This window comes from Bacteroides sp. An269, from assembly GCF_002159755.1.
Taxonomy (GTDB): domain Bacteria; phylum Bacteroidota; class Bacteroidia; order Bacteroidales; family Bacteroidaceae; genus Phocaeicola; species Phocaeicola intestinalis.
Genome location: NZ_NFJG01000010.1, coordinates 1 through 26,184 on the forward strand (window position 1 = coordinate 1; position 26,184 = coordinate 26,184).

A 26,184-nucleotide genomic window follows, 5' to 3' on the forward strand; every position below is an offset into this window, starting at 1 on the left:
TCCTGTTCTTCGTCAGATAGCCCGCTATCTTCCTCATCACAGAAGCGGAAATGCCTCAAAAACTCATCCCAAATCATCGCACGATAAATTCAAAACAGCTTCTCAATCATGTATTGAGAATTATTTTCGTGGACGTTTTTCTGGTTTTATGAAAAAGATAGCAGGCTGTCTGACGAACAAATTCAACGAGATAACCATCATTCTCGGAGTCCTTTTCGATAGATATAGAAGATGCCGTTGTATCCATTGTGACACGATGTGCACACGATATGAGACGAACCAAGCTAATACTAACAACCCCAAACAACGTTCATGACTTGCATTACTTGGTTACAAAAGAGAAAAAAACCGTGATTATTCTTCATTATATTTCCCTGATTTGCTCGGTGTCTCGCTTTTTTGCATTATCTTTGCCTAGTGACTAAAGATAATGTGTATGAAAAAACTGTTTTTATCGATGCTTTTAGGCTGTATCCTTATGCTGAGAATAGTTCCAGCTTTACACGCGCAGCAACCTATGCCCGATTCCAATGGATATATAGTAAAGGTAGGAGATGTAGCACCCGATTTTGAAATGATGCTCACTGACGGCAGCCAAGTAAAACTTTCTGATTTACGCGGCAAAGTGGTGATGCTTCAGTTCACTGCAAGTTGGTGCGGCGTATGCCGCAAGGAAATGCCTTTCATTGAGCGTGACATCTGGCAGAAGCACAAGGACAACGACACATTCGCACTGTATGGCATTGACCGAGACGAACCGCTAGATAAAGTGAAAGCTTTCGTGGAACAGACCCAAGTAACTTATCCAATGGGGCTTGATCCGGATGCCAATATTTTTGCGCTTTACGCAGAGCGTAGTGCTGGCATTACCCGTAACGTGCTGATTGACCAGACGGGCAAGATTGTGTTGATGACCCGCCTCTACAACGAAGACGAGTTTGCGTCATTGTGCAATAAAATAGATGAATTGCTGAAATGAACCGTTTGCGACTGACACTTGTAGCATTGTGCCTGCTGTTGCTCGCACCTGCTTATGCCCAAAAGAAAAATACCCGACGCGAGCCCTTGTTCGGAAAAGCTAATGCCACTTATCAAGTTACGTCCAACAGTTTGAAGGGAGCTACCTTTTATTTGGTAAGCGGACACGGAGGACCTGATCCGGGATGCATCGGTAAGTATCAAGGCAAGGAACTGCATGAAGACGAGTATGCTTATGACATCATTTTACGGCTGGGACGCGAATTACTAAAACGGGGCGCAAAAGTGCATTTCATCATCCAGGATGCCAAAGACGGCATCCGCAACACAACGATCCTGAAAAATAGCAAGCGTGAAACATGTATGGGAAGACCCATTCCACTAAAGCAGGTAGCACGGTTACAACAACGTTGCGACGCCATCAACCGACTTTACCGCAAGGATAAAAGCAAATACAAACGAGCGATATTCATTCATGTTGACAGCAGGAGCCGTGGCAAGCAGACCGATGTATATTTTTATCATGCCCCCCAAAGTAAATATGGAAAACGACTTGCTACTCAGTTGCACAAAACGTTCAAGGCAAAATACGATCGTCATCAACCCAATCGTGGCTTTGAGGGGACGGTAAGTGCACGTGATTTGTTTGTATTGCGTAATACTATTCCTTACGCTGTCTTTCTGGAATTGGGAAATATCCAAAACGCACAAGACCAAAAACGTCTGGTTATTCCCGATAACCGTCAAGCTTTAGCAAACTGGATTACCGATGCTATTGTAAAAGATTATAAGAAATAATCAGCAGGCGCTAATCAGGAGTTGCAAGCAATTATGTTTCACAAGAGCCAGCACTCCGGTTAGAAGTTATAGTAAGAAGCTGTTTTGAATTTCTCCAAAAAGTTTTTCTTGGCTTGATGTGTTCGTTTTCGTGTGTGCTTTGGGCGATTTTTTGGTCCTTTCCGCTTCTGTTCTTCGTCAGATAGCCCGCTATCTTCCTCATCACAGAAGCGAAAATGCCTCAAAAACTCATCCCAAATCATCGCACGATAAATTCAAAACAGCTTCTAAGACAAAATTGGTTTGTGAAAAAAGAGGGTGTATCAAATTCCGGCACACCCTCTTTTTATTGAAATACCCTTATGAGAAACAGCTCTTTCTAAAAACCAACACAACCAGCATATAAATCGTCTATGTCCTGGCTCAAGCACATATTTGGGACAATTTGGGACAATATCCGAAAACTTATAATCTGTATCCATAATAATAGGAATTGTCGATAATATTACATATATTTGCATAAACCATGTTCCTTAGACGCTTATGAAAAAAGAAAAACACTTTTTGACAACATGTATTATCGTCTCTTCTTTTTGCCTGCAACCCTTGTCGGCACAAGAAAAAAAACAACATACGGAATCGATTCCCGATTCTGTATTGAACATCGGATATGCACAAGGCAGCCTGATAAACCTTTCAGGTTCGGTAGAACGGATTACCGAACAACAGATGAATAAAGAACAAATCACCAACCCTTTAGAAGCCATCCAAGGACGAGTGGCAGGACTTACCATTCTGAAAAGCAGCAACGGTATGGCTGCACTGGAATCTGTACGTATGCGGGGTACCACTTCACTGACTAGCGGAAACGACCCGCTAATCATTGTCGACGGTGTACTGGGTGACTTAACGATGCTGACATCCATTTACCCAGCCGACATCGAAAGTTTCACCATCCTGAAAGATGCATCAGAAACTGCCCAATATGGTTCTCGGGGAGCTTCGGGAGTCATCAATATTGTCACTAAAAAAGGGACGGCAGGGAAAACACGGATAAATTACAGCGGAAGCTTCGGCATAGCCCACGTCTACCGCCACTTGGACATGCTTTCAGGAACAGAATATCGAAGAGTGGCAACCGAAAACGGTCTGCACTTTCTGGACAAAGGTTATGATACAGACTTCCAAAAGGAAATAGAACAAACCGGATTGCAACAAAATCATAACATCGCATTTTATGGAGGAGGTGAAACATCGAACTATCGTGTCTCACTAGGCTTCCAGAACCGTGAAGGAGTTGTCCGACACGAAAATATGAAACTATTCACCTCGAACATGAATATGAACCAGAAATTACTGGATGGCTTCATTGATTGCGAACTGGGACTGTTCGGCTCAGTAAAGCGTAACCGCACCTTGTTCGATTATCAAAAGACATTCTACTCGGCAGCAACGTTCAACCCTACCTACCCCAACCACAAAAATCCTGAGACAGGAGGATGGGACCAGATAACCACAGCCAGCCAGATAACAAACCCCTTGGCGTGGATGGAAGTGAACAACCAGAATGCCACATCATATTTTAGTGCCCACGCCCGCCTGACCTTCCACCTGTTGAAAGACCTGAAGCTGGTTCTGTTCGGTTCGTACACATACAGTGACAGCGAAGACTCGCAATATCTTCCTACCAGTGTATGGGCACATGGGCAGGCTTACCGAGGCGACCGAAAGTCTGAATCACTTTTGGGAAATCTGATGCTTACCTACCGCAAACACAAAGGAGTGCATTTCTTTGACGCACTGGCACTGGGCGAACTGGAGAAAGATATTTACAAAGGATTTTATACAACCGTGACTAACTTTTCTTCCGATGAAACCGGATTCGATAACCTGCAAGGCGGAGCACTCCGGCCATGGGAAGGCACCGGTTCATATTTCGAAGAACCGCATCTGGTTTCATTCTTGGGACGCGTGAACTATACATTCGACAACCGTTACGTACTGACCCTGAATGCACGTACAGACGCTTCATCCAAATTCGGTAAAAACCATAAATGGGGATTTTTCCCTTCGGCATCCATTGCATGGAACATTTCGGAAGAAGCATTCATGAAACGTTTCCGCTACATAGACAACCTGAAAATACGTATGGGATACGGGCTTGCAGGCAATCAGGCAGGTATCGATTCGTATACCACCATGGCATTAGTCCGTCCTAACGGAATAACACCTACTGGCAATGCCCCATTGGTCACATACGAAAACCTCCGGAACATCAACCCTAACTTAAAATGGGAAGTGAAACGCACGTTCAATGCAGGATTCGATGTGGGATTATACGGCAATCGGCTCCTGCTTTCGGTCAATTACTACAACTCGAAAACCACAGACATGCTTTATTCCTATAATGTAAGCGTACCTCCCTTTGCCCACAACACCTTACTGGCAAATCTGGGTTCCATGCGGAACAGCGGAACAGAAATATCCATAGGCATCACACCACTGAAAACACAAGACATGGAACTGAACATCAACGCAAACATTACTTTCCAACAAAATAAACTCCTCTCGTTAAGCGGCATGTATAACGGAGAATACGTCTCGGCTTCCGAATACACCGCCATCGCCGGATTAAACGGTGCTGGCACACACGGAGGATACAACAACATCGTGTATCAGATTGTAGGACAACCTTTGGGCGTATTTTACTTACCACATTGCGAAGGACTTGCAGCAGACGGAAAAGGAGGATATACTTATCAGATTGCCGACCTGAACGGTGGCGGGGTAAACCTGGAAGATGGCGAAGACCGCTACATAGCCGGACAAGCCATTCCGAAAACGCTATTGGGTTCGAACATCAGTTTCCGCTACAAAAATATAGACATTTCCTTACAGATAAACGGAGCATTCGGACATAAAATATACAACGGGACATCCCTCTCGTATATGAACATGAACAGCCTGCCTGATTACAATGTGCTGGAAGAAGCCCCCAAACAAATGATAAAAGACCAGACCGCTACCGATTACTGGTTGGAAAAAGGCGATTATGTCAACTTCGATTACCTGACTATCGGATGGACCATCCCTCTGAAACATACCCGTTTCCTGAAAGGAGTACGCCTGGCAGGCACTGTCAACAATTTGGGAACCATCAGCAGCTATTCGGGACTGACTCCATTAATTAACTCCAGTTTAGCGGACAACACGCTAGGGGTAGACGACAAACGTACCTATCCGCTTTCGCGCACATACACAATCAGTCTTAGTCTTAACTTCTAATTACGAGCCTTATGAAAAGACAGTATACCTTTATTTTTTTGTTGCTTTCCCTCTTGTTGGGAATGCCTTCGTGCAGCAAGTTTCTGGAAGAAGACCCACGCGACAGCCTTGACGAAGACACCGCTTACGAAACGTTACAAGAGTTATTCCAAAACGGCGTCTTGTCGCTCTATAACCATATCGGCGGATACAACGACAGTCAGGGACTGCAAGGAACCGGACGTGGCGTATACGACCTGAATACTTTCACAACCGATGAAGCCATTATGCCCACACGGGGTGCCGACTGGTTTGATGGAGGATTCTGGCAAGGACTTTACCTGCACCGGTGGGGAGTGAACAACGATGCGATACACGACACATGGGAATACTTGTACGGAGTCATCATTTTGTGCAACAAGTCGCTGAAGAAAATCCAATCATACGCAGAAAAACATCCAGATGAAGACACCCGTATCTATGCTGCAGAAGTACGGGCACTGAGAGCCATGTTCTATTATTATACCATGGACCTGTTCGGTAATATTCCCCTGCTCTTATCTTCCGACCTACATGTCAGCGACATCGAACAACAAAAGCGAAGTCAAACATTCCGTTTCATCTTCGATGAACTGCAAGATGCAGTTCCTTTCTTAAGTAAAGAACGCAGTAACCAACCAGGCATCTATTACGGAAGAATCACACAGCCAGTAGCATACTTCTTGCTGGCAAAACTGGCATTGAATGCAGAAATCTATGCCGATGACCTCTGGACAGACTCCGACAAGCCAGACGGCAAACAATTATTCTTCGACATAGATGGCAACCAGCTGAACGCATGGGAAACCGTACAATATTACTGCAGGCAGATTACCTCGGCCGGATACAGACTGGAAGCAGACTACACACTCAACTTCGCTATTTTCAACGAATCATCGCAAGAAAACATTTTTGTCATACCGATGGACAAGACACTATATACCAACCAGTTCATCTATCTGTTCCGCTCACGCCATTACAACCATGCCAAAGCGTATGGCTTAGGTGGCGAAAACGGTTCGAGTGCTACCCTCGAAGTATTGGAAACATTCGGATACGATACCCCTGATACAGATCCCCGCTTCGATTTCTGCTATTTTGCCGGTCCGGTAAAAGACCTTGACGGGAATCCGATATTGCTGGATGACGAGCAGACACCTTTGGTCTACGAACCTTGGCAAGTCAGTCTTGACCTGTCTGGAACCGCATACGAACAAACCGCCGGAGCCAGGATGAAAAAATACGAAGTAGACAAAACCGCGCTAAAGGACGGAAAACTAATCAACAACGACATTGTCCTGTTCCGCTATGCCGACGTGTTGCTGATGCAAAGCGAAGCCAAAGTACGCAACGGAGAAGACGGCAATGCCGAACTGAATGAAATACGTAACCGGGCAGGTGCATCGCCAAGAACTGCTACCCTTGAGAACCTGCTGGCTGAAAGACAATTGGAATTGGCATGGGAAGGCTGGCGCCGTCAAGACATGATCCGTTTCGGTACTTTCACCCGTCCTTACAGTTTTCGCCCCAAGGTGGAAAACGAAACAAGCGGTTTTACCACCGTATTCCCCATTCCACAAAAAATACTTGGTATGAACAAAGCCATGAAACAGAATCCGGGATACGAATAACAGGTTGGCTTGATATCACAGAAGCAAAATCCTTTGCCCCGAAGCCCGTTGTTACCTAAAAAAAGTTTATCTTTGCAATATCATGGCTATCCAAGTGAATATATACGAACAGTCGAAAGACATCCCGGACCTTCCAGGAACCAATGTTTTTCATTCTACCGAGTTGTTCCAGATATTAGAACAAACTCCCGGTTACCGTCCGGTACTGCTAGTAGCTTGGGAAGGTAATAAAGCAGTAGGCAAACTACTCTGCATTACCCGGCGTAACGCACGGATTACCGGACTATGTAACAAAACGTATGCTTACGGGACAGGCGAATATTTCCACTCGGCTGTGAAAGACGAGACCATTTTCGGCAAATTTCTTTCTTACCTTACGGTACGTTTTCAAGACGATTCGTTCTTTCTGGAATTCCGTAATTTGGAACAATCGCTTTTCGGTTACAAATACTTCCGCCAGAACGGATATTTCCCTGTACGCTGGTTGCGGGTACGCAATTCCATTCATCACACTGCATTAGACAAATGGGCCAGCCCGTCCCGCAAGCGCCAGATCGCACGCGGACTGAAAAACGGAGCCCAAATGGATGTAGTAAACAACCGCAAAGACCTTGAAGAGTTCTTTGCCATGCTGAGAAAATACTATGCTTCGAAAATTCACCGTTTCCTACCCGACCTCCGTTTCTTTATTTCCCTGCTAGAACATCCTACCCGAGATAAACTGGGACAAATATTCGTCATTCGCTACAAAAACAAAATCATCGGCGGCTCTGTCTGCCTTTTTTCGCAAGACACTGCTTACTTACTATTCTCTGCCGGAATGCGGAAAAGCTATCCCCTACTCTATCCTGGCATCTTGGCTGTATGGAAAGCCATGACTTATTCACGCCAACACGGATACAGACATTTCGAATTCATCGAAGCTGGCATTCCTTTCAAAAAATATACATACCGTGACTTCATTCTCCGCTTCGGTGGCAGGCAAATCAGCACACGCCGATGGTTCAGAATCAGATGGAAATGGCTGAATCGGATACTCATTCATTTTTACATATAATCTTAAAAAAAACGACTCTATGAATAATTATGTTTACGCAGCAGACAAAAACCGTTATGAATGTGGCATGAAATACCGGCGTGCAGGAAAAAGTGGCATTCTCCTGCCGGAAATATCACTGGGAATGTGGCACAACTTCGGAGACATAGATATCTTTTCGACTTGTAAAAACATCGTCCATTATGCTTTCGACCATGGAATCACACATTTCGACCTAGCAAACAACTACGGTCCCTCAGCAGGCTCGGCAGAAGAAACATTCGGGCAAATCATGCAAAAATCAATGGCACCTTACCGCGATGAACTGTTTATCTCAACAAAAGCCGGACACGACATGTGGCAAGGTCCTTACGGAACCTGGAACTCACGCAAACATCTTATAGCCAGCCTCGACCAAAGCTTAAAACGGATGCATCTGGAATATGTAGATATTTTCTACAGCCACCGTTATGACCCGGAAACACCTTTGGAAGAGACCTTACAAACATTGGTAGACATCATACACCAAGGCAAAGCACTCTACGTAGGTATCTCTAAATACCCGAAAGACAAGGCAGAAGAAGCCTACAACTACCTACAATCGCAGCACATACATTGCCTGTTATATCAAGGAAGATACAATATGTTCGACCGTAAAGTAGAACAAGAAGGCATACTCGACCAAGCACGACAGGCTGGCAGCGGATTTATCGCTTTCTCACCACTTGCTCAAGGACTGTTGACAAACCGCTACCTGAATGGTATCCCCACCGACTCACGCATCGCACGAGGCGGTTTCTTAAAGAAAGAGTCCCTTACCCCTGAAACAATCGGCAAAATAAAAGCTTTAGACAAAATCGCAGCTTCACGTGGACAAACACTGGCTGAAATGGCACTAGCCTGGTTACTGAAAGATGACCTGGTTACTTCGGTCATTATCGGTGCCAGCTCCGTACAGCAATTGCAAGACAATCTAATGTGCTTGAAGAATACAGCATTCCGTTCCGAAGAACTCAAGCAAATAGAACAAATACTTTAAGAAACCGTTTTGAATCTATCGTGCGATGATTTGGAATGAGTTTTTGAAGCATTTCTGCTTCTGTGATGAGAAAGATAGCGGGCTATCTGACGAAGAACAGAAACGGGAAGGACCAAAAAATCACCCAAAGCACACACGAAAATGAATAGAAAAACTTTTTGAAGAAATTCAAAACAGCTTCTTCTAAGGAAATATGAATGGCCGCCATTAGCCAATCCGTCCGAGTCGGAAACGCAGTAGTACTGCATTTGCCGATGAAGTATATATCCGTAGGCGAATGCAGTATATATTCAATCACGAATGCAGTATATATTCAATCGCGAATGCAGTATATATTCAATCGCGAATGCAGTATATATTCAATCGCGAATGCAGTATATATTCATTTTTCAGGGGTATATATTGGTTGTTGTCGGACATGCATTTTAAGACAAACATATAGTCCATCCGCTGTAAGATTCTTAATCTTACATCAGATGAAGTTATCTGCTGCTGAGAAAGAATATAGTTTAGAAGCTGTTTTGGATTTATCGTGCGATGATTTGGGATGAGTTTTTGAGGCATTTTTCGCTTCTGTGATGAGGAAGATAGCGGGCTATCTGACGAAGAACAGGAGCGAAAAGGACCAAAAAATCGCCCAAAGCACACACGAAAACGGATACATCAAGCCAAGAAAAACTTTTTGGAGAAATTCAAAACAGCTTCTTAGAAAGCAGAAGCAGGTGCTTGGGAAATTAAAAGCCCCCCAATTGCATATTCTCGTTTTTTCTTGCATATTCCAACTATTTTTGATAACTTGCCTTTAGAAACCTATAATTACAAGCATGAAAATACTTCATACTGCCGATTTGCACTTGGGACAAATCATTTATCAAAATTATGAACGGAACGATGAGCACGATTGCTTTTTCTCACAATTGGAACGATGGTGCCAAGAAGAACAGCCCGACGCCTTAATCGTAAGTGGGGATGTATTCGATATCCAACAACCTTCGGCTGCCGTCTGGAAATCATTTACCGACCGTTTTGTACGCTTACACCAAGCCTCCCCTACCATGCATCTGGTCATCGTCGCAGGCAATCACGATTCAGCCTCCCGCATCCAATCTAATCATGAGATATGGAAGCTGGCTAATACACACCTTATAGGAACACCGCCACCTGCCGATTTTACATCGGCAGACGAATGGCAAAAAAATTTCATAATCAGTCTGCCGAACGGGTACATTATTGCATTACCTTATATGACTGGCGAACGTACCTCCATGATTCAGTCACTGCTGGACTATGTAAAAGCGGAAAATACTGAAGGGAAGCCAGTTATCATGACAGGACATCTTACTGTCAAAGGAAGTGATATGACAGGACACGACTTCGATATCGGGCACATACGTACCCAAGAAATTGCCAGCTTAGGCACAGGATACGACTACCTGGCACTTGGACACATACATAGACCGCAAACCATCGGACACAGAGATGACAACCAGCAGACAGACGTAACCTACCCTGCCCCTGTCATACGCTATGCAGGCAGTGCCCTGCACGTAAGTAGCGATGAAAACTATCCTCACACCGTCAGTGTCATAGAGATAAAAAGTCATGGAGGCAATGTACGTATACGGCAATTACGCATCAACGAATTACGTCATTTCTATCTTTTACCTGCCAATGAAACTGCATTTGCCAGTGCCGAAGAAGCACTGAACGGCATCAAACAATTTGCCGAAAAAGGTGGAAGAGGATACATCCGCTTGCAAATGGATTATGCAACATCGTTACCTTCAGATTTCAATCAAATGGTCTACACCATCACCGATGCTTATAACGGTGAATTGCGCTACAATCCGAAAATAAAATGGACAGGAACTTCAGAAAACAACACTGTCGAGGCAACCAAACCCAAATTTGAAGTAGCCGAAATACAACAGATGACAAATCCGGTTCTCTTTATAGAAAAAACCAAACAACAATATCCAGAACTCGACATGGATGAAGTACGTCAGGCATTTGTCGAAATAGAAGCGGAAGTAAAACGCATGGCAGAAGAAAGCAATGCTTCGCGCAAAAAAACAATACAGAATTAACCGCATAAACAGCAGATTCCGAAGTCTGTAAATCATTCATTGCCAGCAAATGCATACCCCATACAAGACTAAAAACTTGATAATCAAATAATCATGAAAATAAAAGAACTACATATCAGGAACATTGCTTCCATAGAGAAAGGTGACATTGATTTTGAAAACGGGTTACGTGATGCCATAAGTGGCGAAACTGCCCCGCTTTTTCTTATCAGCGGAGATACCGGTGCCGGAAAAACTGTAATACTGGATTGTATCTCAATGGCTTTATACAAGAAAACTCCCCGCATAGACGGAGTGGCCAACGCTATGAGAAATGATTATGTCAATGCCGAAGGAGAAACCCTGCGGGTAGCCAGCATCGAGCAATATACCCGCTTAGGAATATCCGAACGTGAAGAATGTTACAGCGAAGTGATATTCGAAGGAAACGATGGAATGAACTACCATGCACGGCTTTCCCTTGGCATGCAGCGAAGCCGTAAACAGCTAAAGCATCGACAGCCTAAATGGGAAGTTAAAAAAGGAGACAACGACTGGATATCCGGCAATACAGAAGTAGCCAACACCATTTTACAGGCAGTAGGACTTACCTTCGAACAATTCGGACGCATGGCCATGCTGGCACAAGGACAATTCGCAACATTCCTTACCGGTAACAAATCCGAACGTGAAGCCATCTTGGAACAACTGACAAATACCGAACGTTTCTCAAAATACGGTGCCGCTATCAAAAACCTCTTCGACAAAGCCCAGGCTATCTACAAGCAAACTCAAACTGAATATGAAACAGAAAAAACACATATTTTAGACAAAGAAGAAAAAGAAAAACTGCTTGCCGAACAATCCAATATAAACACTCAAAAACAGACACTGGAAACAAAAATCCGACTAAACGAACAGCAACTCACTTTAGTCAATACCATCAATCAATGCCGCAAAAACCAAACGTTAGCTCAAGAAGAACTGGAGCAACTGCAAAAACGCTTACAAGGGGAAGAATACAAAGCAGACATGAAACTGGTCAAAAACTGGGACAACACCACTGCCCAACGCCAGACACTCGTCAAAATGCAAGAAGCAAAAGTCAAAAGGGAACAATCGTTTTCCCAAGAACCCATGTGCCAACAAATGTTCAACCGACTTTCCGCCGATTTTGCCCAACGCAACCATGACATGTCCCTACTATCCGACAAAACCGAAAAGTTACACCAATGGATAACGGCACATCAAAGTCAAGAAGAAGTGTATAGCAAAACCGGAGAAATCATTCAAAAGATACGACAATATGAAGACACCAACAAAGAAATACAAACCATCGCCAGACAGATAGAAACTGAAACCGCCCGAACAACGACCTTAAAAAACATTGTAGAAAAGACCGCACAGGCAGCAGCAAATACAGATAACGCAATAGCTGACATACAAAAAAACATAGAGACCTTAAGCAAACAGCGTGAAATGCTGAACCCGGTTTTGATAAACCAAAACCTTGAACAGGCAAACATGAGAAATACCAGGTTGAAACAGCTTCAGCAAACCCTACAGAACATGGAGACTGATACAAACAATCTGGAAAAACTTGATAAAGAAATTAAAGGACAAACCGAAAAACTGACCATTTTCCATCAAGCAGTCCAAAAAGCCGAAGAAGCCTATCTGGCTGCTAAAGAAAAAGACGAAAAAGCCAATAACCTGCTCCACACCATGCAAACCAGTCTGGAAGAACACCTTGTCACGTTACGCAAACGTCTCATTGCTGAGCAGGCAGACATCTGTCCCTTGTGTGGACAACACATCAATCACATATATCTTGACGAAGACTTCAAAGCCGTGCTTACCCCTCTTGAAAAAGAGAAAAACATTACAGAGGAAAACCTGTTGAAAGCTACCACAGCATATGATGAAGCAAAAAAAAGATACAACACAGCATCTGGCATGCTCGAAACCCAAAGACACATACTGGCTGAGCAAAAGAATAAAGCCGATGCTACCCAAAAACAGGCACTGACCGTGGCAAAACAAGCGGGTCTGGATATAACGAAACCCATAGCACAACAGGTCAACATAGCCATAAACGAAATCGGACAGATCCTCCACCAACTCAAACTGCAACAAAAAGATGCCGAAGAATTACAAAACAAGATTAATCTGTTGCTGAATGAGAAGAAGAAGCTTGAAATCCAAAAAACAACAGCCGATAAAGCCAAAGTCCAGGCAGACAAAGATTTTTATGCCAACGAGCAACATATACATCAATTACACGAACAAAAGAAAGCTGGAGAACGGACCGCAATCAACCTCTTCACTGACTTGAACGCAATATTGGCAAACTGGATGCCCGGTTGGCAACAAGACACCTACAGCACCAAAAATATTCTTTGCCGTGATGCTAACGAATACGCAGATATGAAAAAAAAGTTTGATACAGCTGCACAACAATTACAAACAGCAAAGGCTACAGCAGTCTCCATCGGAAACACAAGAGACAAAATCCTCCATTTACATGCCGGATGGGACACTTCAGCCTCTCCTGCCACTTATCCATGCAGTGACATCAATGATGAATGGACCAGGCTTTATATTGAAATTAATACAATAGCCAAAGACACGTGTGAGTGTACTGCCATTATCACAGCTTGCGAAACCACACTGGGTATATATTACAAGACATCAGGCACAGCCGAATCTGATCTTATTGCCCTCGTTGGAAAAGAAAAAGAAATACCAGAGGCACGCCAACGTATCAATGACCTTCAGGCAAGTATCACCTCACGACGTGATGCCATTGCCACAATGCAAAGGCAACAGACTGAAGCTATGGAAAAGCTAGGTATCTGTGAAGGACAAGATATCCCAGACCTTACACTGCTACAGGAAGAAAAAAACATACTTGCACTTACCCGTGACCAGCTTGTAAGTGAACAGGCAACTATCTGCAGTAAACTGGAAGAAGACAAACGCAACGAAGATAACTTCAAAAAGATAACAGCAAGACTGGAAGCTGTAAAAAAGAATTTTACAAAATGGGACCGGCTAAATTCCCGCTTTGGAGGAACTCGTTTCCGCACACTCGTACAATCCTATATCCTGCGGCCGTTACTCAACAATGCAAACATCTATCTCGCACAGATTACCGACCGTTACAAGCTGACATGCAGCGAAGAAAACGAACAGCTTTCCATTTTAGTCTTAGACTGTTACAACAAAAACCAAGTGCGCAGCGTAACAGTGCTTTCGGGAGGCGAACGCTTCATGATTTCATTGGCATTATCGCTAGCACTCTCGTCGTTGAACCGTCCGGACATGAATATAGACATTCTGTTTATTGATGAGGGCTTCGGCACACTTGATGAAAAAAGTTTAGACTCTGTCATGTCTACCCTTGAACGACTACAGGAAATTGCAGGACAAAACGGGCGACGTGTCGGCATCATATCGCATCGTGAAGAGTTAGATGAAAGAATCAATGTACAAATCCGTGTCATAAAAAAAGGAGAAGGACGCAGCCGCATCGAATTGAAAGGAACAATGCCTGTCAAGTAAATATCACCATCTGTATGCCGTGAGAAAAACCAGACATGCATCTTTTCTGAAAATAAATCGAAGAAAGATTTCGTTTTTCAGCACATTTTTCTTTTCTTTGTGCAATCAATGCGAATAAATTAAAGAATTTAATACTTTATAAAAAACAACATTTATGAAAATTTCCCACATCGAACACTTGGGCATTGCTGTAAAAAGCATCGAAGAAGCCCTTCCGTATTACGAAAAAGTTCTCGGACTGACCTGCTACAACATAGAGACTGTAGAAGACCAAAAAGTAAAGACCGCTTTTCTGAAATGCGGAGACACCAAAATCGAATTGTTGGAACCGACTAGTCCGGACAGTACCATCGCCAGTTTCATTGAAAAGCGAGGCATGGGCATCCATCACCTTGCCTTCGCCATCGAAGACGGAGTGGCCAACGCCTTGGCAGAAGCCGAAGGAGCGGGCATACGCCTGATTGACAAGGCTCCGCGCAAAGGGGCGGAAAACCTGCAGATTGCTTTCCTGCATCCGAAATCGACGATGGGTGTACTGACTGAATTGTGTGAAAAATAATATTATAGGTACTAGTTGACTAGGTACTAGGCGACTAGGTTCTGAATACATCAGTAAAACAATTTAAAACCTAGCTCCTAGACAACTAAAATCAAACACTAAAACTTAATGCCATGAGTAACCAACTTGAAAAAGTAAAAGAACTGATCGAGCTGCGTGCCCAAGCCCGTCTGGGAGGCGGCGAGAAAGCGATTGAGAAACAACACGCAAAAGGGAAATATACAGCACGCGAACGCATTTCCATGCTGCTCGACGAAGGCAGTTTCGAAGAAATGGACATGTTCGTGAAACACCGTTGCACCAACTTCGGCATGGACAAGAAACAATACTTGGGCGACGGCGTAGTAACCGGATACGGAACCATCGAGGGACGGCTGGTGTATGTCTTTGCACAAGACTTTACCGTATCGGCAGGCTCGCTGTCGGAAACCATGTCGCAAAAGATTTGCAAGGTGATGGATATGGCGATGAAGATGGGCGCACCCGTCATCGGGCTGAACGACTCGGGAGGCGCACGCATCCAGGAAGGCATTAACGCGCTGGCAGGATATGCCGAGATATTCCAGCGCAACATTCTGGCATCCGGCGTAGTTCCGCAAATCTCCGGCATCTTCGGTCCCTGCGCGGGAGGAGCCGTTTACTCTCCTGCCCTGACCGACTTCACCCTGATGATGGAAGGAACGTCGTACATGTTCCTCACCGGGCCGAAAGTAGTGAAGACCGTTACCGGCGAAGACGTGACTCAGGAAAACTTAGGAGGCGCCAGCGTGCACTCTACCCGCTCGGGCGTAACACACTTTACCGCCGCCACTGAAGAAGAAGGATTGGCCCTTATACGCAAGCTTCTGAGCTACATTCCCCAAAACAACCTTGAAGAACCGCCTTACGTGGACTGTACCGACCCGATAGACCGGTTGGAAGACTCATTAAATGAAATCGTCCCCGACAGCCCCAACAAGCCTTACGATATGTATGAGGTAATCGGAGCCATTGTCGACAACGGCGAGTTTCTGGAAGTGCAACGCGACTTCGCCAAAAACATCATCATCGGTTTCGCCCGCTTCAACGGACAGTCGGTGGGCATCGTAGCCAACCAACCCAAATTCCTTGCAGGCGTGCTCGACTGCAACTCCTCACGCAAGGGCGCACGCTTCGTCCGCTTCTGCGACGCGTTCAACATCCCCATCGTGTCACTGGTCGACGTGCCGGGCTTCCTGCCGGGTACCGGACAAGAATACAACGCCGTCATCCTGCACGGAGCCAAACTGCTGTATGCATACGGCGAGGCTACGGTGCCTAAGGTGACCGTCACTCTCCGCAAGTCGTACGGAGGCTCGCACATCGTGATGAGCTGCAAGCAGCTGCGCGGCGACATGAACTACGCATGGCCTACTGCCGAAATCGCCGTCATGGGAGGCGCAGGAGCCGTAGAAGTGCTCTATGCCAAGGAAGCCAAGGAAGCTGCCGACCCGAAAGCCTTTATGGCAGAGAAGGAAGCCGAATATACCAAGTTGTTTGCCAACCCATACAATGCGGCGAAGTACGGGTATATCGACGATGTCATCGAACCGCGCAACACACGTTTCCGCATCATCCGTGCCCTGCAGCAATTGCAAACCAAGAAGCAGACCAATCCGGCGAAGAAACACGGGAACATTCCTTTGTAAATGAGTTTATAAGTTTTTGAGCTTTTAAGTTTTTGAGTTTCTCAACTTACAAACTTAAAAACTTAAAGACTCAAGAACTTACAAGCTCAAGAACTTAAGAACTTAAAAACTCAAAAAAACGCGTTTAATTATGAATAAATATATAGCCGGAATATTTTTTACATCCGCCCTGCTGGGAGCATTCAGTTCGTGCACCACGCCGGAAGCCAAGAGTAAAATCGTCATCAACGAAGTGCTGGTAGACAACCAGGAAAACTTTCAGGACGATTACGGCGTGCATAGCGGATGGGTGGAAATATTCAACACCTCTTACAACAGTGTCAACCTTGCCGGATGCTACCTGAAAGTAAGCAGCGAGCCGGGCGACACCCTCTCTTATTTCATTCCGAAGGGCGACGTGCTGACCGCCATCAGCCCGCGCCAGCATGCGTTGTTCTGGGCAGACGGAGCACCGCGCCGAGGCACCTTCCATACCAATTTCGTACTGAGCAAGACGAAAGACAACTGGATAGGGCTGTACGACTCGGGCAAAAAGCTGCTGGACGAAATCGTGGTGCCGGCAGGAGTCCTGAAGACAGACCAGTCGTATGCACGGATAAGCGACGGATCAGACGAATGGGAAGTGAAGGATGACAGCGAAACCAAATACGTCACTCCCAGCACGAACAACCAGACGCTGGAAGGGAACCCGAAGATGGACAAGTTCGAACAGCACGACTCGGCAGGATTCGGCATGACCATCACCGCCATGAGCGTAGTCTTCATCGGGCTTATCCTGCTGTACGTCAGCTTCCGGATTATCGGGAAAATCGCCGTCAAGCTGCGCAAGCGCAACGCCATGAAGGCACACAACATCACCGACAAGCAGGAAGCCAAGGAACGCCGGCTGGGCGAAGCGCCGGGCGACGTGATAGCCGCCATTGCCATGGCGCTGCATGAAGCGCAGGGAAGCGACCACGACGTGGAAGAAACCATCCTGACCATCAGCCGTGTGAAACGGAGCTACTCGCCGTGGAGCTCGAAGATTTATACACTGCGCGAAAATCCTCACAAGAAATAACCCTCTAACGAATAGATAACCATGAAAGAATATAGATACAAAATCAACGGAAACTTATACAAAGTGACCGTAGGAGACATCGAAGAAAACAACGTACACGTAGAAGTAAACGGTACGCCCTACACCGTAGAACTGGAGAAGCCTGCAACCCCGAAAATCAAGCCGGTCATCCGCACGGCTTCCACCACGCCTGCCGCTCCTCCTCCTGCCGTAACCCGCCCCACAGTGTCGCAAGGCAAGTCGGGCATAAAATCTCCGCTGCCCGGAGTCATCCTCGATATCAAGGTAAAGGAAGGCGACACGGTGAAACGCGGACAGACCCTGCTGATACTGGAAGCCATGAAAATGGAAAACGACATCAAGTCGGACCGCGACGGCAAAGTGACTGCCATCAACGTGAGCAAAGGAGAATCTATTCTTGAAGGTACAGACCTTATAATCATCGAATAACTATGGGAGAATTCATCAATTTCTTACAGAGCAACCTGGCTGATTTCTGGACGTATACCGGCTTCTACAATGCCACTTACCAGCATTTCATCATGATAGCCGTCGGTATATTCTTCATTTATCTTGCCGTGGCAAAGGAATTCGAGCCGATGCTGCTGATTCCTATCGGATTCGGTATGCTGATAGGCAACATTCCGTTCAATATGGAAGCCGGACTGCAAGTCGGCATCTACGAACAGGGTTCGGTACTCAACATCTTATACCAAGGCGTGACATCGGGCTGGTATCCGCCGCTCATTTTCCTCGGCATCGGCGCCATGACCGACTTCTCGGCACTGATTTCCAATCCGAAGCTGATGCTTATCGGGGCGGCAGCCCAATTCGGTATCTTCGGTGCCTACATGATTGCCCTCGAATGGGGATTCGACCCCATGCAGGCAGCCGCTATCGGCATCATCGGTGGCGCAGACGGCCCCACTGCCATCTTCCTTTCATCGAAGCTGGCGCCCAACCTGATGGGAGCCATCGCCGTGTCTGCCTACTCCTACATGGCACTGGTGCCGGTTATCCAACCGCCCATCATGCGCCTGCTCACCACCAAGAAAGAGCGTCTCATCCGCATGAAAGCCCCGCGTGCCGTGTCGCATACCGAAAAGGTCCTGTTCCCGATTATGGGTCTGCTGCTGACCTGCTTCCTGGTGCCTTCGGGTCTTCCCCTGCTGGGCATGCTCTTCTTCGGCAACCTGCTGAAGGAAAGCGGCGTGACACGCCGTCTGGCAGAAACTGCACGCGGACCGCTGATTGATACCATCACCATCTTGCTGGGACTGACCGTAGGTGCCTCTACGCAGGCTTCGGAATTCATCACCTGGGATTCACTGAAGATTTTCGGGCTGGGTGCCTTGTCCTTCGTGATAGCCACCGCATCGGGAGTGCTCTTCGTCAAGATATTCAACCTGGTATTGAAGAAAGACAACAAGATTAATCCGCTTATCGGAAATGCCGGCGTATCTGCCGTGCCCGACTCGGCACGCATCTCGCAAATCGTAGGCGCCGAATACGACCCGACCAATTACCTGCTGATGCACGCCATGGGCCCGAACGTAGCCGGCGTCATCGGTTCTGCCGTAGCGGCAGGTATCTTGCTGGGATTCTTAATATAAATGAAGTAACGAAATATCAGTTGACAAGGAGACAAGGCTTTAGAAAACATTCCATTCGAAAAACTATTTAAAACCTTGCCCACCTTGTCAACTGAGACCTCGTCACCTTGTCAAAAACTTGATTTATATCATAAAAACCGCATAAAACCTGCAATTTTAACCCTTTTCTTTCCGCTTGTTTAGAATGAAAACTCTACCTTTGGAGTGCAAAACTAAAACTAAACAAGAATATGTCAGAAAACAAAACTGTAAAGTATCACATTCCCGAACAAGGAATCTACGTGTACGCCCGTACCAGTGAAGGCAAAACAGAAATGATTATCTTGAATAGTACTAACAAAGAGCAAGTTCTGCCGTGCCAACACTACAATGCTTTAACTCGCGATTCTAAAGGAGGAACAATCCTCACTTCCGGTAAAAAAGTGGATTTCACTAAAAATCTTATCATACCAGCAAATCAATCGCTAATTATTGAGTTCAAGTAAAGGACGTTAAAGCTTATTTATTACATACCAACAAAAAAGGTGAAGCATCAGTTTTGTTTCACCTTTTTTGTATTTTACTAAAGCCACTTTACAATATGATACAGACCATACGCCCCGCCATCCTTACCGATATAGACCGCCTGATGAAAATATTTGATACAGCCAGGCACTTTATGACGAGTACCGGAAATCCCAACCAATGGATAAACGGATATCCGCAACGTGAACTGGTTGCTGAAGAAATCAACCAAGGTAATTGTTATGTTTGTGAAAACGAAGAGAATGTCCTTGTCGGTACTTTCTGTTTTGTTCCCAGTCCGGACCCCAACTATGCACATATCGAAAACGGGAAGTGGCTGAATGACGAACCTTACTATGTCATCCATCGTCTGGCATCCGATGGCAGCGAAAAAGGTATCTTTTCCGCCTGCCTTGACTGGTGTACCGCCCGTGCATCCCAACTACGTGCCGACACTCATGCCGACAATAAAGTGATGCAACATCTGTTGGAAAAGCACGGTTTTGTTCGTTGTGGCATTATTTATGTATCCAATGGTACACCACGTATTGCCTACCAGCGGAAAGGGTAATTAATGTGCTAATGTAATAATATGAAAATGTGCCAATGTGAAAATGAATTAGCACATTAACTCATTATTACATTAGCACATTTTCATATTTGCACATTATTAAAAATCACTTCTGAATCAGATAACGGATGAAAGCATAACCTCCGAATACTTGCAACAACATGCCCGGAATACCTATACGGAAATCCTGAACGGCAGCATAAAAGCCATCGGCAAAGAATGCCCATTCGCCTAACGTACCTACCACCTGATAGAATAAAACTACAGCCAATAGAGCCAGAACCGATACTTTCTGGAAACGATGAGCCATGAATCCGGCACCTGCAGCCAGCAAGACAGATTTCAGCAAAATGGCAGGAAGTACCGCAGGAGCAGGCATACCGAACAATGCCGAATTAATCAATGGCGAAGCGATAGCGGTAAGCAAACCTACCTTCCATCCATATTTATATGCCCCTACCAAGGTAAAGAAATAAATCGGCAACCACGTCATTCCTCCTTGTGGAGCCAAATGAAAAAGCTGAGGCAAAGCAATATTGCCTGCCACGAAAAGCAAAGCCGCAAGATACGTCTTCGAATTCGAATACGATAACGAATAAAGTTTTACTACAGATTCCATAACACTTTAATTTTAATAATTAAATAAATATTCAGGTTTAGAATGTCCGTAATCAGCCTCCCATAATGATGTGCCAAATGAATATATACTTACTTTGCCATTGCAGTTATCTTCATACGCTGTAGCAGTTATCTGAAATGGCTTATGAAGTTATCTTCGTTTTCTGTAGGCATGGTATAGTTGAATATGGACATCCATTTTCAGTTTTTCTTCACCTTCTTTTCTACAAAACAGCTAAAACGCCGCAACCCTTCTTCTACCCTGCTGCGCGGACAAGCCAAGTTCCAACGCATAAAGCCTTCACCCGCTTCTCCGTACATCGTACCGGCATTGAGCCACAGCTTTTCCTCGTCCAACAACTGCGTTTCTATTTCTTCTGCATTCAGTGCAAGCACTGAGCAATCCATCCATGCTAAATACGTCCCTTCCAGTTTTATCAACGGGAACTGTGGAAGACGCTCGTTACAGAAATGCTGCATATACTGATAATTGCCTGCAATGTATGCATTCAACTGTTTCAACCATTCAGCTCCCTCTTCACTATAGGCAGCTATCAACGCCGCTACTCCGAACGGATTTACATCACATACCTCATTAATATTGATAGCACGGTCTACTTTCTTACGAAGCTCTTCACTCCACAATACAATGTTGGCAATTTGCAAACCAGCCAGATTGAATGCCTTACTGGGAGATATGCAGGTAGCCGAATGTTGCAGGAATTTCTCGCCCAATGACGCGAAAGGCGTATAGACATATCCCGGCATGACCAGTTCGCAATGTATTTCGTCAGCCACGACAAACACATCGTGACGGAAGCAGATCTCTCCCATACAGCGCAACTCTTCGGGTGTCCATACCCGCCCGGCAGGATTATGCGGATTACATAACAGAAAAAGTTTAACCTTCGGGTCGGAAACCTTTTCTTCCAAGTCGGCATAATCAACACGGTATGTATCTCCTTCACGCAACAAAGGACTTGTCACGATTTCACACCCATTGTTGCGAATGGAAGAAAAGAAACAATTGTATACAGGTGTCTGTACCACGACTTTATCTCCCGGACAAGTCATTGCCTTGATAATGGCAGACAATGCTGGAACGACCCCGATGGTATATTGTATCCATTCACGGTCAATGCTCCATCCATGTTGCCTGGAAAACCAACGGATAATGGCTTCGTAATATGTATCAGGCACCTTTGTATAGCCGAAAATACCGTGCGCCACCCGCTTTTGCAATGCTTCGATAATAACTGGAACCGTCTGGAAATCCATATCAGCCACCCACATTGGAAGCACATCCTCTCCAACAGCCGAATCCCACTTATATGAACCGGTATGACGGCGGTCGGTTAATTCATCGAAATTGTATTTCATTGTCTTCAGTTGTTTTTTCAGTTACAAAGATAGGCAGTTCCATCCATATCCTTGTATCCTGTTTACAGATAATACTACCTATTTTACATAAATTTATCAGTCTATCCTGCGAATCACTTTCGCCGGCACTCCACCAACAATAGTATTGGCTGGTACATCCTTGGTCACCACTGCACCGGCAGCCACGACCGCATTGTCACCGATAGTCACCCCCTGCAAAATCGTGGCATTCGAACCTACCCACACATTCTTACCCAACACGATAGAGGCAGGATAAGTGTTTTTCCTGTCTGTCGGAGCAATGCCATGATTCAGTGTAGCAAATACCACATTATGCCCTATCTGACATCCATCGCCCAACGTTACGCCACCATGATCCTGAAAATGGCAACAGGCATTGATAAACACATGTTTGCCGATAGTTATATTTTTCCCGAAATCAGTATAAAAAGGAGGAAATACCCGTAAAGTCGGATCGACAGGTTTTCCAAACAACTCGGATAATAATGCCCGTACTTCGTCAGGCGTATGATAAGCTGCATTCAGACGAAAGGTCACTTTACGCGCTTCGTCACTCATTTCATCCATAAAGCGGCCGATTTCTTCCGTTGCCAATGCTTTACCGGTCTTTACATAAGCCAAAAAGTCTTCCAATTCCATAAGTTTACCTGTATTTTGTTCTACAAATGCAAAAGTAATGAAATATCAAATACCGGATTGTATACGAATTACAGAAATTTTTCTCTAATTTACCGCCAAACATATGTTTAAATCCTGATAAAGTTGTAACTTTGCACCAGCTTTACACAAAAACAAAATGATATGAGTTTCAACATTGAAAGAGAAAAAGGTAAAAAGAGAGTTGTCATTGTAGGAGGAGGATTTGGAGGCCTCAAACTAGCAGACAAGTTGTCTAAATCCAATTTCCAGGTAATCCTGATTGACAAAAACAATTATCACCAGTTTCCGCCACTCATTTACCAGGTGGCATCTGCCGGCATTGAGCCGAGTTCTATCTCGTTTCCTTTCAGGAAAATATTCGGGAAAAAATCTCATGTAAATTACCGTATGGCGGAAGCCCGGCTGATTTTTCCTGAAAAGAACATCCTGCAGACTTCTATCGGTAAAGTAGAATACGATTACTTGATTCTGGCTGCTGGAACCACTTCCAACTTCTTCGGGAACCAGAACATTGAAAAAGAGGCCATTCCGATGAAGACTCTACAAGAAGCAATGGGATTACGCAATGCCCTACTGGGCAACTTTGAACGAAGCGTGACTTGCGCTACCGAACAAGAACGCAGAGAATTGTTGAATATCGTTATTGTCGGTGGAGGAGCTACCGGTGTGGAAATAGCCGGAGCATTGGCTGAAATGAAACGGTATGTGCTTCCGAAAGACTATCCGGACATGAACGAAAACCTGCTGCAAATCTATTTGATAGAGGCAGGCAGCCGCCTGCTGTCGGGTATGGCTCCCGTATCTTCGCAAAAATCGGCAGAATTCTTGCGTGAAATGGGCATCAACGTATGGCTGGACAAAAAAGTGCTGGACTACCGTGACCACAAGGTTATTCTGGAAGATGGGACACAAATACCTACCCGTACTTTCATTTGGGTAAGTGGTGTACGTGCCAATGCTATCGGCAATATGCCATCCAGTTCCATCGGACGCGGAGGACGCATCAAAGTAAATCAATATAATAAAGTTGACGGTTTCGACAACATATTCTGCATCGGCGACCAATGTATCATGAACGGCGACAAGGACTATCCTTACGGACATCCGCAACTTGCACAAGTAGCCATCCAACAAGGAAGCCTACTGGCTGAAAACCTGATTCGCCTGCAGAAAGGAAAAGCCATGAAGCCTTTCCATTACCGCAACCTGGGAAGCATGGCTACCGTAGGCCGCAACAAGGCTGTAGCCGAATTCAGTTCCCTGAAGACCCAAGGTTGGATAGCCTGGTTCTTGTGGCTGGTAGTCCACCTGCGTTCCATCTTAGGAGTACGAAACAAAATCAATGTCCTGCTCAACTGGATGTGGAGCTACATGACCTATGACCATTCACTCCGCCTGATTCTTTATCCGCGCAAAGCTCAAGAAGTCATTGAGCGTGAAAAACGTGAAGCCGAGACCCACTGGGGAGAAGACGAAATGCAACAAAACGCAACTGACGAAAAAAGCCAGTCCAAATAATAAACCAAGGTACAGGAATCAAATATTGATACCCCAACCATTTAACTTGAAACAGACTTGTCTTTCCAAACAGGGAAACCTCGGAAACGACGAGCCTGTTTCGGATAATTATTTATCTTTACACAGTCAGGAACCGATACACTTTATCAGCCAGACATCCTCAAACATTATCCTATATAGTTGAATGCATGAAAACAACTTACCCAACCCGAACAGTCACGATAAACGACATAGACGAACTGCGCAATCTGTTCCGCTCTACAATACAGGCCGTAAACATTCAGAATTACACACCTGCAGAAATAGAAGACTGGGCATCATGCGGTGACAGTACAATCCACTGGAAAAATCTGCTATCCACACTCTATTTCCTTGCAGCATTAGATAGTGAAGGACGTATCATTGGCTTCGTTTCTATTCGGGCTGATGGCTATCTGCACTCAATGTTTGTTCACAAGGATTGGCAAAGAAAAGGCATAGCATCCCAGCTCCTGTCAGAAATAGAAGCCTATGCATGCCGTTTCGGTATAACACAAATCACGTCAGAAGTCAGCATTACGGCACGTCCTTTTTTTGAAAAACAAGGCTATAGTGTGGAAAAAAGCCAAAAGAAACGTGCCAAACGGTTGGAAATGATAAACTATGTAATGAAAAAAGAACTATAAAGACCTCTATATGCGAATTTTAAAATCATTGCTTGTTTGGCTTTGCTTCATTCCTGCCGCCATTCTCAATGGTGGTGTACGGCAGTATTGCCTGCATCCCTTGTTGCATCAATGGGCCTTGCCCGTAAGCGGTGTTCTGTTAAGCGGACTTATCATTCTCTTGACATGGCTACTATTACCTCGCGTTGGCATATTGAATCAAAAAGAACGTTATGCCATTGCTTGCCTATGGACGGTCTTGACTATCACTTTCGAACTTATATTCGGAACAAGCACCGGACAAACTTTCCATGAATTGGTATCGGCATACAATCCGATGACAGGTAATTTATGGATACTTGTCGTACTGAGTACTGCCCTTTCACCTGTTATCATAAAAAAAAGTATATGAATTACACCTTAACCATCCTCCGGCAAAGGCTTTCCGGCAAAATTCATGAAAATGATATCCTGGAAATCTGCCATGCCACCCAAGGTACAGATGGCAATGCAGCAAAACTTACACTTTACCGTCTCTTGTTCGACAACAATAAACGGATAGCCGAAAATGCTGCATGGATATTTACACACTTCGATTTACATAATAACGAATGGCTGTATGACAAACAGAATGAACTGATAAACGAAACACTGCATACTGCCAGCAATACAAAACGCCGTCTACTGCTGACGTTGCTGCTGCGACAACCCTTTCCTCCCGAAAACCTCCGCACTGATTTCCTTGATTTCTGTTTCTCGCAGATGCTTAGTCCCCAAACAGCCATCAGTATCAAATCTCTGTGCATGAAACTGACCTACGAACAGTGTAAACATTTTCCGGAATTACGAACAGAATTACGTACGACACTGGAAATGATGGAACCTGACTTTTTACCTGCCGGAGTACGTACTTCACGGAAGAACCTGTTGAAGATACTGCAAAAAGAAAGCAACTGACAAAATTTTCACCCAAAT

The 26,184-nt window shown here is 45.1% G+C and carries 24 protein-coding genes; 20 read left to right on the forward strand and 4 right to left on the reverse strand.

The window, feature by feature from the left end; all coding sequences use genetic code 11:
• The 3 genes from B5F71_RS20735 to B5F71_RS03730 all read left to right on the forward strand — a co-directional run.
• Positions 1–316 (forward strand): hypothetical protein (locus B5F71_RS20735; RefSeq protein WP_206423822.1); only part of this gene is annotated, 316 nt, incomplete at its 5' end.
• A 120-nt stretch (positions 317–436) separates the two neighbouring features.
• A complete protein-coding gene (locus B5F71_RS03725) occupies positions 437–979 on the forward strand; it encodes a TlpA disulfide reductase family protein (RefSeq protein WP_087207785.1) in 543 nt (180 codons plus the stop codon).
• The gene (locus tag B5F71_RS03730; protein WP_087207787.1) at positions 976–1,776 is read left to right on the forward strand and encodes an N-acetylmuramoyl-L-alanine amidase; all 801 of its coding nucleotides are present in this window, start codon (positions 976–978) and stop codon (positions 1,774–1,776) included. Before B5F71_RS03725 ends, B5F71_RS03730 begins: the two co-directional genes overlap by 4 nt.
• 59 nt (positions 1,777–1,835) lie before the next feature.
• Here B5F71_RS03730 and B5F71_RS20105 read toward each other — a convergent pair whose 3' ends face one another.
• Entirely contained in the window at positions 1,836–2,018 is a 183-nt protein-coding gene (locus B5F71_RS20105; RefSeq protein ID WP_158098031.1) for a hypothetical protein, read from the reverse strand.
• A gap of 280 nt (positions 2,019–2,298) precedes the next feature.
• Here B5F71_RS20105 and B5F71_RS03735 point away from each other — a divergent pair, with 280 nt between their 5' ends.
• The 13 genes from B5F71_RS03735 (at position 2,299) to B5F71_RS03800 (ending at position 20,368) form a co-directional block, all read left to right on the forward strand.
• Positions 2,299–5,040 (forward strand): SusC/RagA family TonB-linked outer membrane protein, encoded by a 2,742-nt coding sequence (locus B5F71_RS03735; protein ID WP_087207789.1) that lies wholly within the window; start codon positions 2,299–2,301, stop codon positions 5,038–5,040.
• An 11-nt stretch (positions 5,041–5,051) separates the two neighbouring features.
• Positions 5,052–6,689, forward strand: coding sequence for a RagB/SusD family nutrient uptake outer membrane protein (locus tag B5F71_RS03740; protein ID WP_087207791.1), 1,638 nt, complete (start codon positions 5,052–5,054; stop codon positions 6,687–6,689).
• Positions 6,690–6,771: 82 nt separating this feature from the next.
• Positions 6,772–7,746 (forward strand): GNAT family N-acetyltransferase, encoded by a 975-nt coding sequence (locus B5F71_RS03745; protein ID WP_022039477.1) that lies wholly within the window; start codon positions 6,772–6,774, stop codon positions 7,744–7,746.
• A 19-nt stretch (positions 7,747–7,765) separates the two neighbouring features.
• Positions 7,766–8,764 carry an aldo/keto reductase gene (locus B5F71_RS03750; RefSeq protein WP_087207793.1) on the forward strand — a complete coding sequence of 333 codons (999 nt, stop codon included), beginning with the start codon at positions 7,766–7,768 and terminating at the stop codon, positions 8,762–8,764.
• 824 nt (positions 8,765–9,588) lie between these two features.
• A complete protein-coding gene (sbcD, locus tag B5F71_RS03760; RefSeq protein ID WP_087207796.1) occupies positions 9,589–10,851 on the forward strand; it encodes an exonuclease subunit SbcD in 1,263 nt (420 codons plus the stop codon).
• 93 nt (positions 10,852–10,944) lie between these two features.
• Positions 10,945–14,394, forward strand: a complete 3,450-nt coding sequence (locus tag B5F71_RS03765) for an AAA family ATPase (RefSeq protein WP_087207799.1) — start codon at positions 10,945–10,947, stop codon at positions 14,392–14,394.
• A 154-nt stretch (positions 14,395–14,548) separates the two neighbouring features.
• Positions 14,549–14,953 (forward strand): methylmalonyl-CoA epimerase, encoded by a 405-nt coding sequence (gene mce, locus B5F71_RS03770; RefSeq protein WP_013618834.1) that lies wholly within the window; start codon positions 14,549–14,551, stop codon positions 14,951–14,953.
• Between the two features lie 113 nt (positions 14,954–15,066).
• Positions 15,067–16,620, forward strand: a complete 1,554-nt coding sequence (locus B5F71_RS03775) for an acyl-CoA carboxylase subunit beta (protein ID WP_087207801.1) — start codon at positions 15,067–15,069, stop codon at positions 16,618–16,620.
• A gap of 130 nt (positions 16,621–16,750) precedes the next feature.
• Positions 16,751–17,680, forward strand: coding sequence for an OadG family transporter subunit (locus tag B5F71_RS03780; RefSeq protein WP_022039470.1), 930 nt, complete (start codon positions 16,751–16,753; stop codon positions 17,678–17,680).
• Between the two features lie 21 nt (positions 17,681–17,701).
• Positions 17,702–18,130, forward strand: a complete 429-nt coding sequence (locus tag B5F71_RS03785) for a biotin/lipoyl-containing protein (RefSeq protein WP_022039469.1) — start codon at positions 17,702–17,704, stop codon at positions 18,128–18,130.
• 2 nt (positions 18,131–18,132) lie between these two features.
• Positions 18,133–19,293, forward strand: coding sequence for a sodium ion-translocating decarboxylase subunit beta (locus B5F71_RS03790; protein ID WP_013618830.1), 1,161 nt, complete (start codon positions 18,133–18,135; stop codon positions 19,291–19,293).
• Between the two features lie 230 nt (positions 19,294–19,523).
• The gene (locus B5F71_RS03795) at positions 19,524–19,778 is read left to right on the forward strand and encodes a cyclomaltodextrinase C-terminal domain-containing protein (RefSeq protein ID WP_022039468.1); all 255 of its coding nucleotides are present in this window, start codon (positions 19,524–19,526) and stop codon (positions 19,776–19,778) included.
• A 95-nt stretch (positions 19,779–19,873) separates the two neighbouring features.
• The gene (locus B5F71_RS03800; protein ID WP_204428223.1) at positions 19,874–20,368 is read left to right on the forward strand and encodes a GNAT family protein; all 495 of its coding nucleotides are present in this window, start codon (positions 19,874–19,876) and stop codon (positions 20,366–20,368) included.
• A 106-nt stretch (positions 20,369–20,474) separates the two neighbouring features.
• On the opposite strand, the gene B5F71_RS03805 is transcribed toward B5F71_RS03800, so the two are convergent.
• The 3 genes from B5F71_RS03805 to B5F71_RS03815 all read right to left on the reverse strand — a co-directional run bounded on the left by B5F71_RS03805 (position 20,475) and on the right by B5F71_RS03815 (position 23,026).
• Positions 20,475–20,987: an ECF transporter S component gene (locus tag B5F71_RS03805; RefSeq protein WP_087207803.1), complete on the reverse strand. Its 513-nt coding sequence runs from the start codon at positions 20,985–20,987 to the stop codon at positions 20,475–20,477.
• A 200-nt stretch (positions 20,988–21,187) separates the two neighbouring features.
• Entirely contained in the window at positions 21,188–22,366 is a 1,179-nt protein-coding gene (locus tag B5F71_RS03810; RefSeq protein WP_087207805.1) for a MalY/PatB family protein, read from the reverse strand.
• A 96-nt stretch (positions 22,367–22,462) separates the two neighbouring features.
• Positions 22,463–23,026, reverse strand: a complete 564-nt coding sequence (locus B5F71_RS03815; protein ID WP_022039464.1) for a DapH/DapD/GlmU-related protein — start codon at positions 23,024–23,026, stop codon at positions 22,463–22,465.
• A gap of 162 nt (positions 23,027–23,188) precedes the next feature.
• Here B5F71_RS03815 and B5F71_RS03820 point away from each other — a divergent pair, with 162 nt between their 5' ends.
• The 4 genes from B5F71_RS03820 (at position 23,189) to B5F71_RS03835 (ending at position 26,166) form a co-directional block, all read left to right on the forward strand.
• Positions 23,189–24,565: an NAD(P)/FAD-dependent oxidoreductase gene (locus tag B5F71_RS03820; protein ID WP_022039463.1), complete on the forward strand. Its 1,377-nt coding sequence runs from the start codon at positions 23,189–23,191 to the stop codon at positions 24,563–24,565.
• A gap of 188 nt (positions 24,566–24,753) precedes the next feature.
• Positions 24,754–25,230 carry a GNAT family N-acetyltransferase gene (locus B5F71_RS03825; protein ID WP_087207807.1) on the forward strand — a complete coding sequence of 159 codons (477 nt, stop codon included), beginning with the start codon at positions 24,754–24,756 and terminating at the stop codon, positions 25,228–25,230.
• 10 nt (positions 25,231–25,240) lie between these two features.
• On the forward strand, positions 25,241–25,621 hold the full coding sequence (locus tag B5F71_RS03830) for a hypothetical protein (protein WP_022039461.1): 381 nt from the start codon (positions 25,241–25,243) through the stop codon (positions 25,619–25,621).
• Entirely contained in the window at positions 25,618–26,166 is a 549-nt protein-coding gene (locus tag B5F71_RS03835) for a hypothetical protein (RefSeq protein WP_087207809.1), read from the forward strand. Before B5F71_RS03830 ends, B5F71_RS03835 begins: the two co-directional genes overlap by 4 nt.
• Positions 26,167–26,184: the final 18 nt, after the last annotated feature.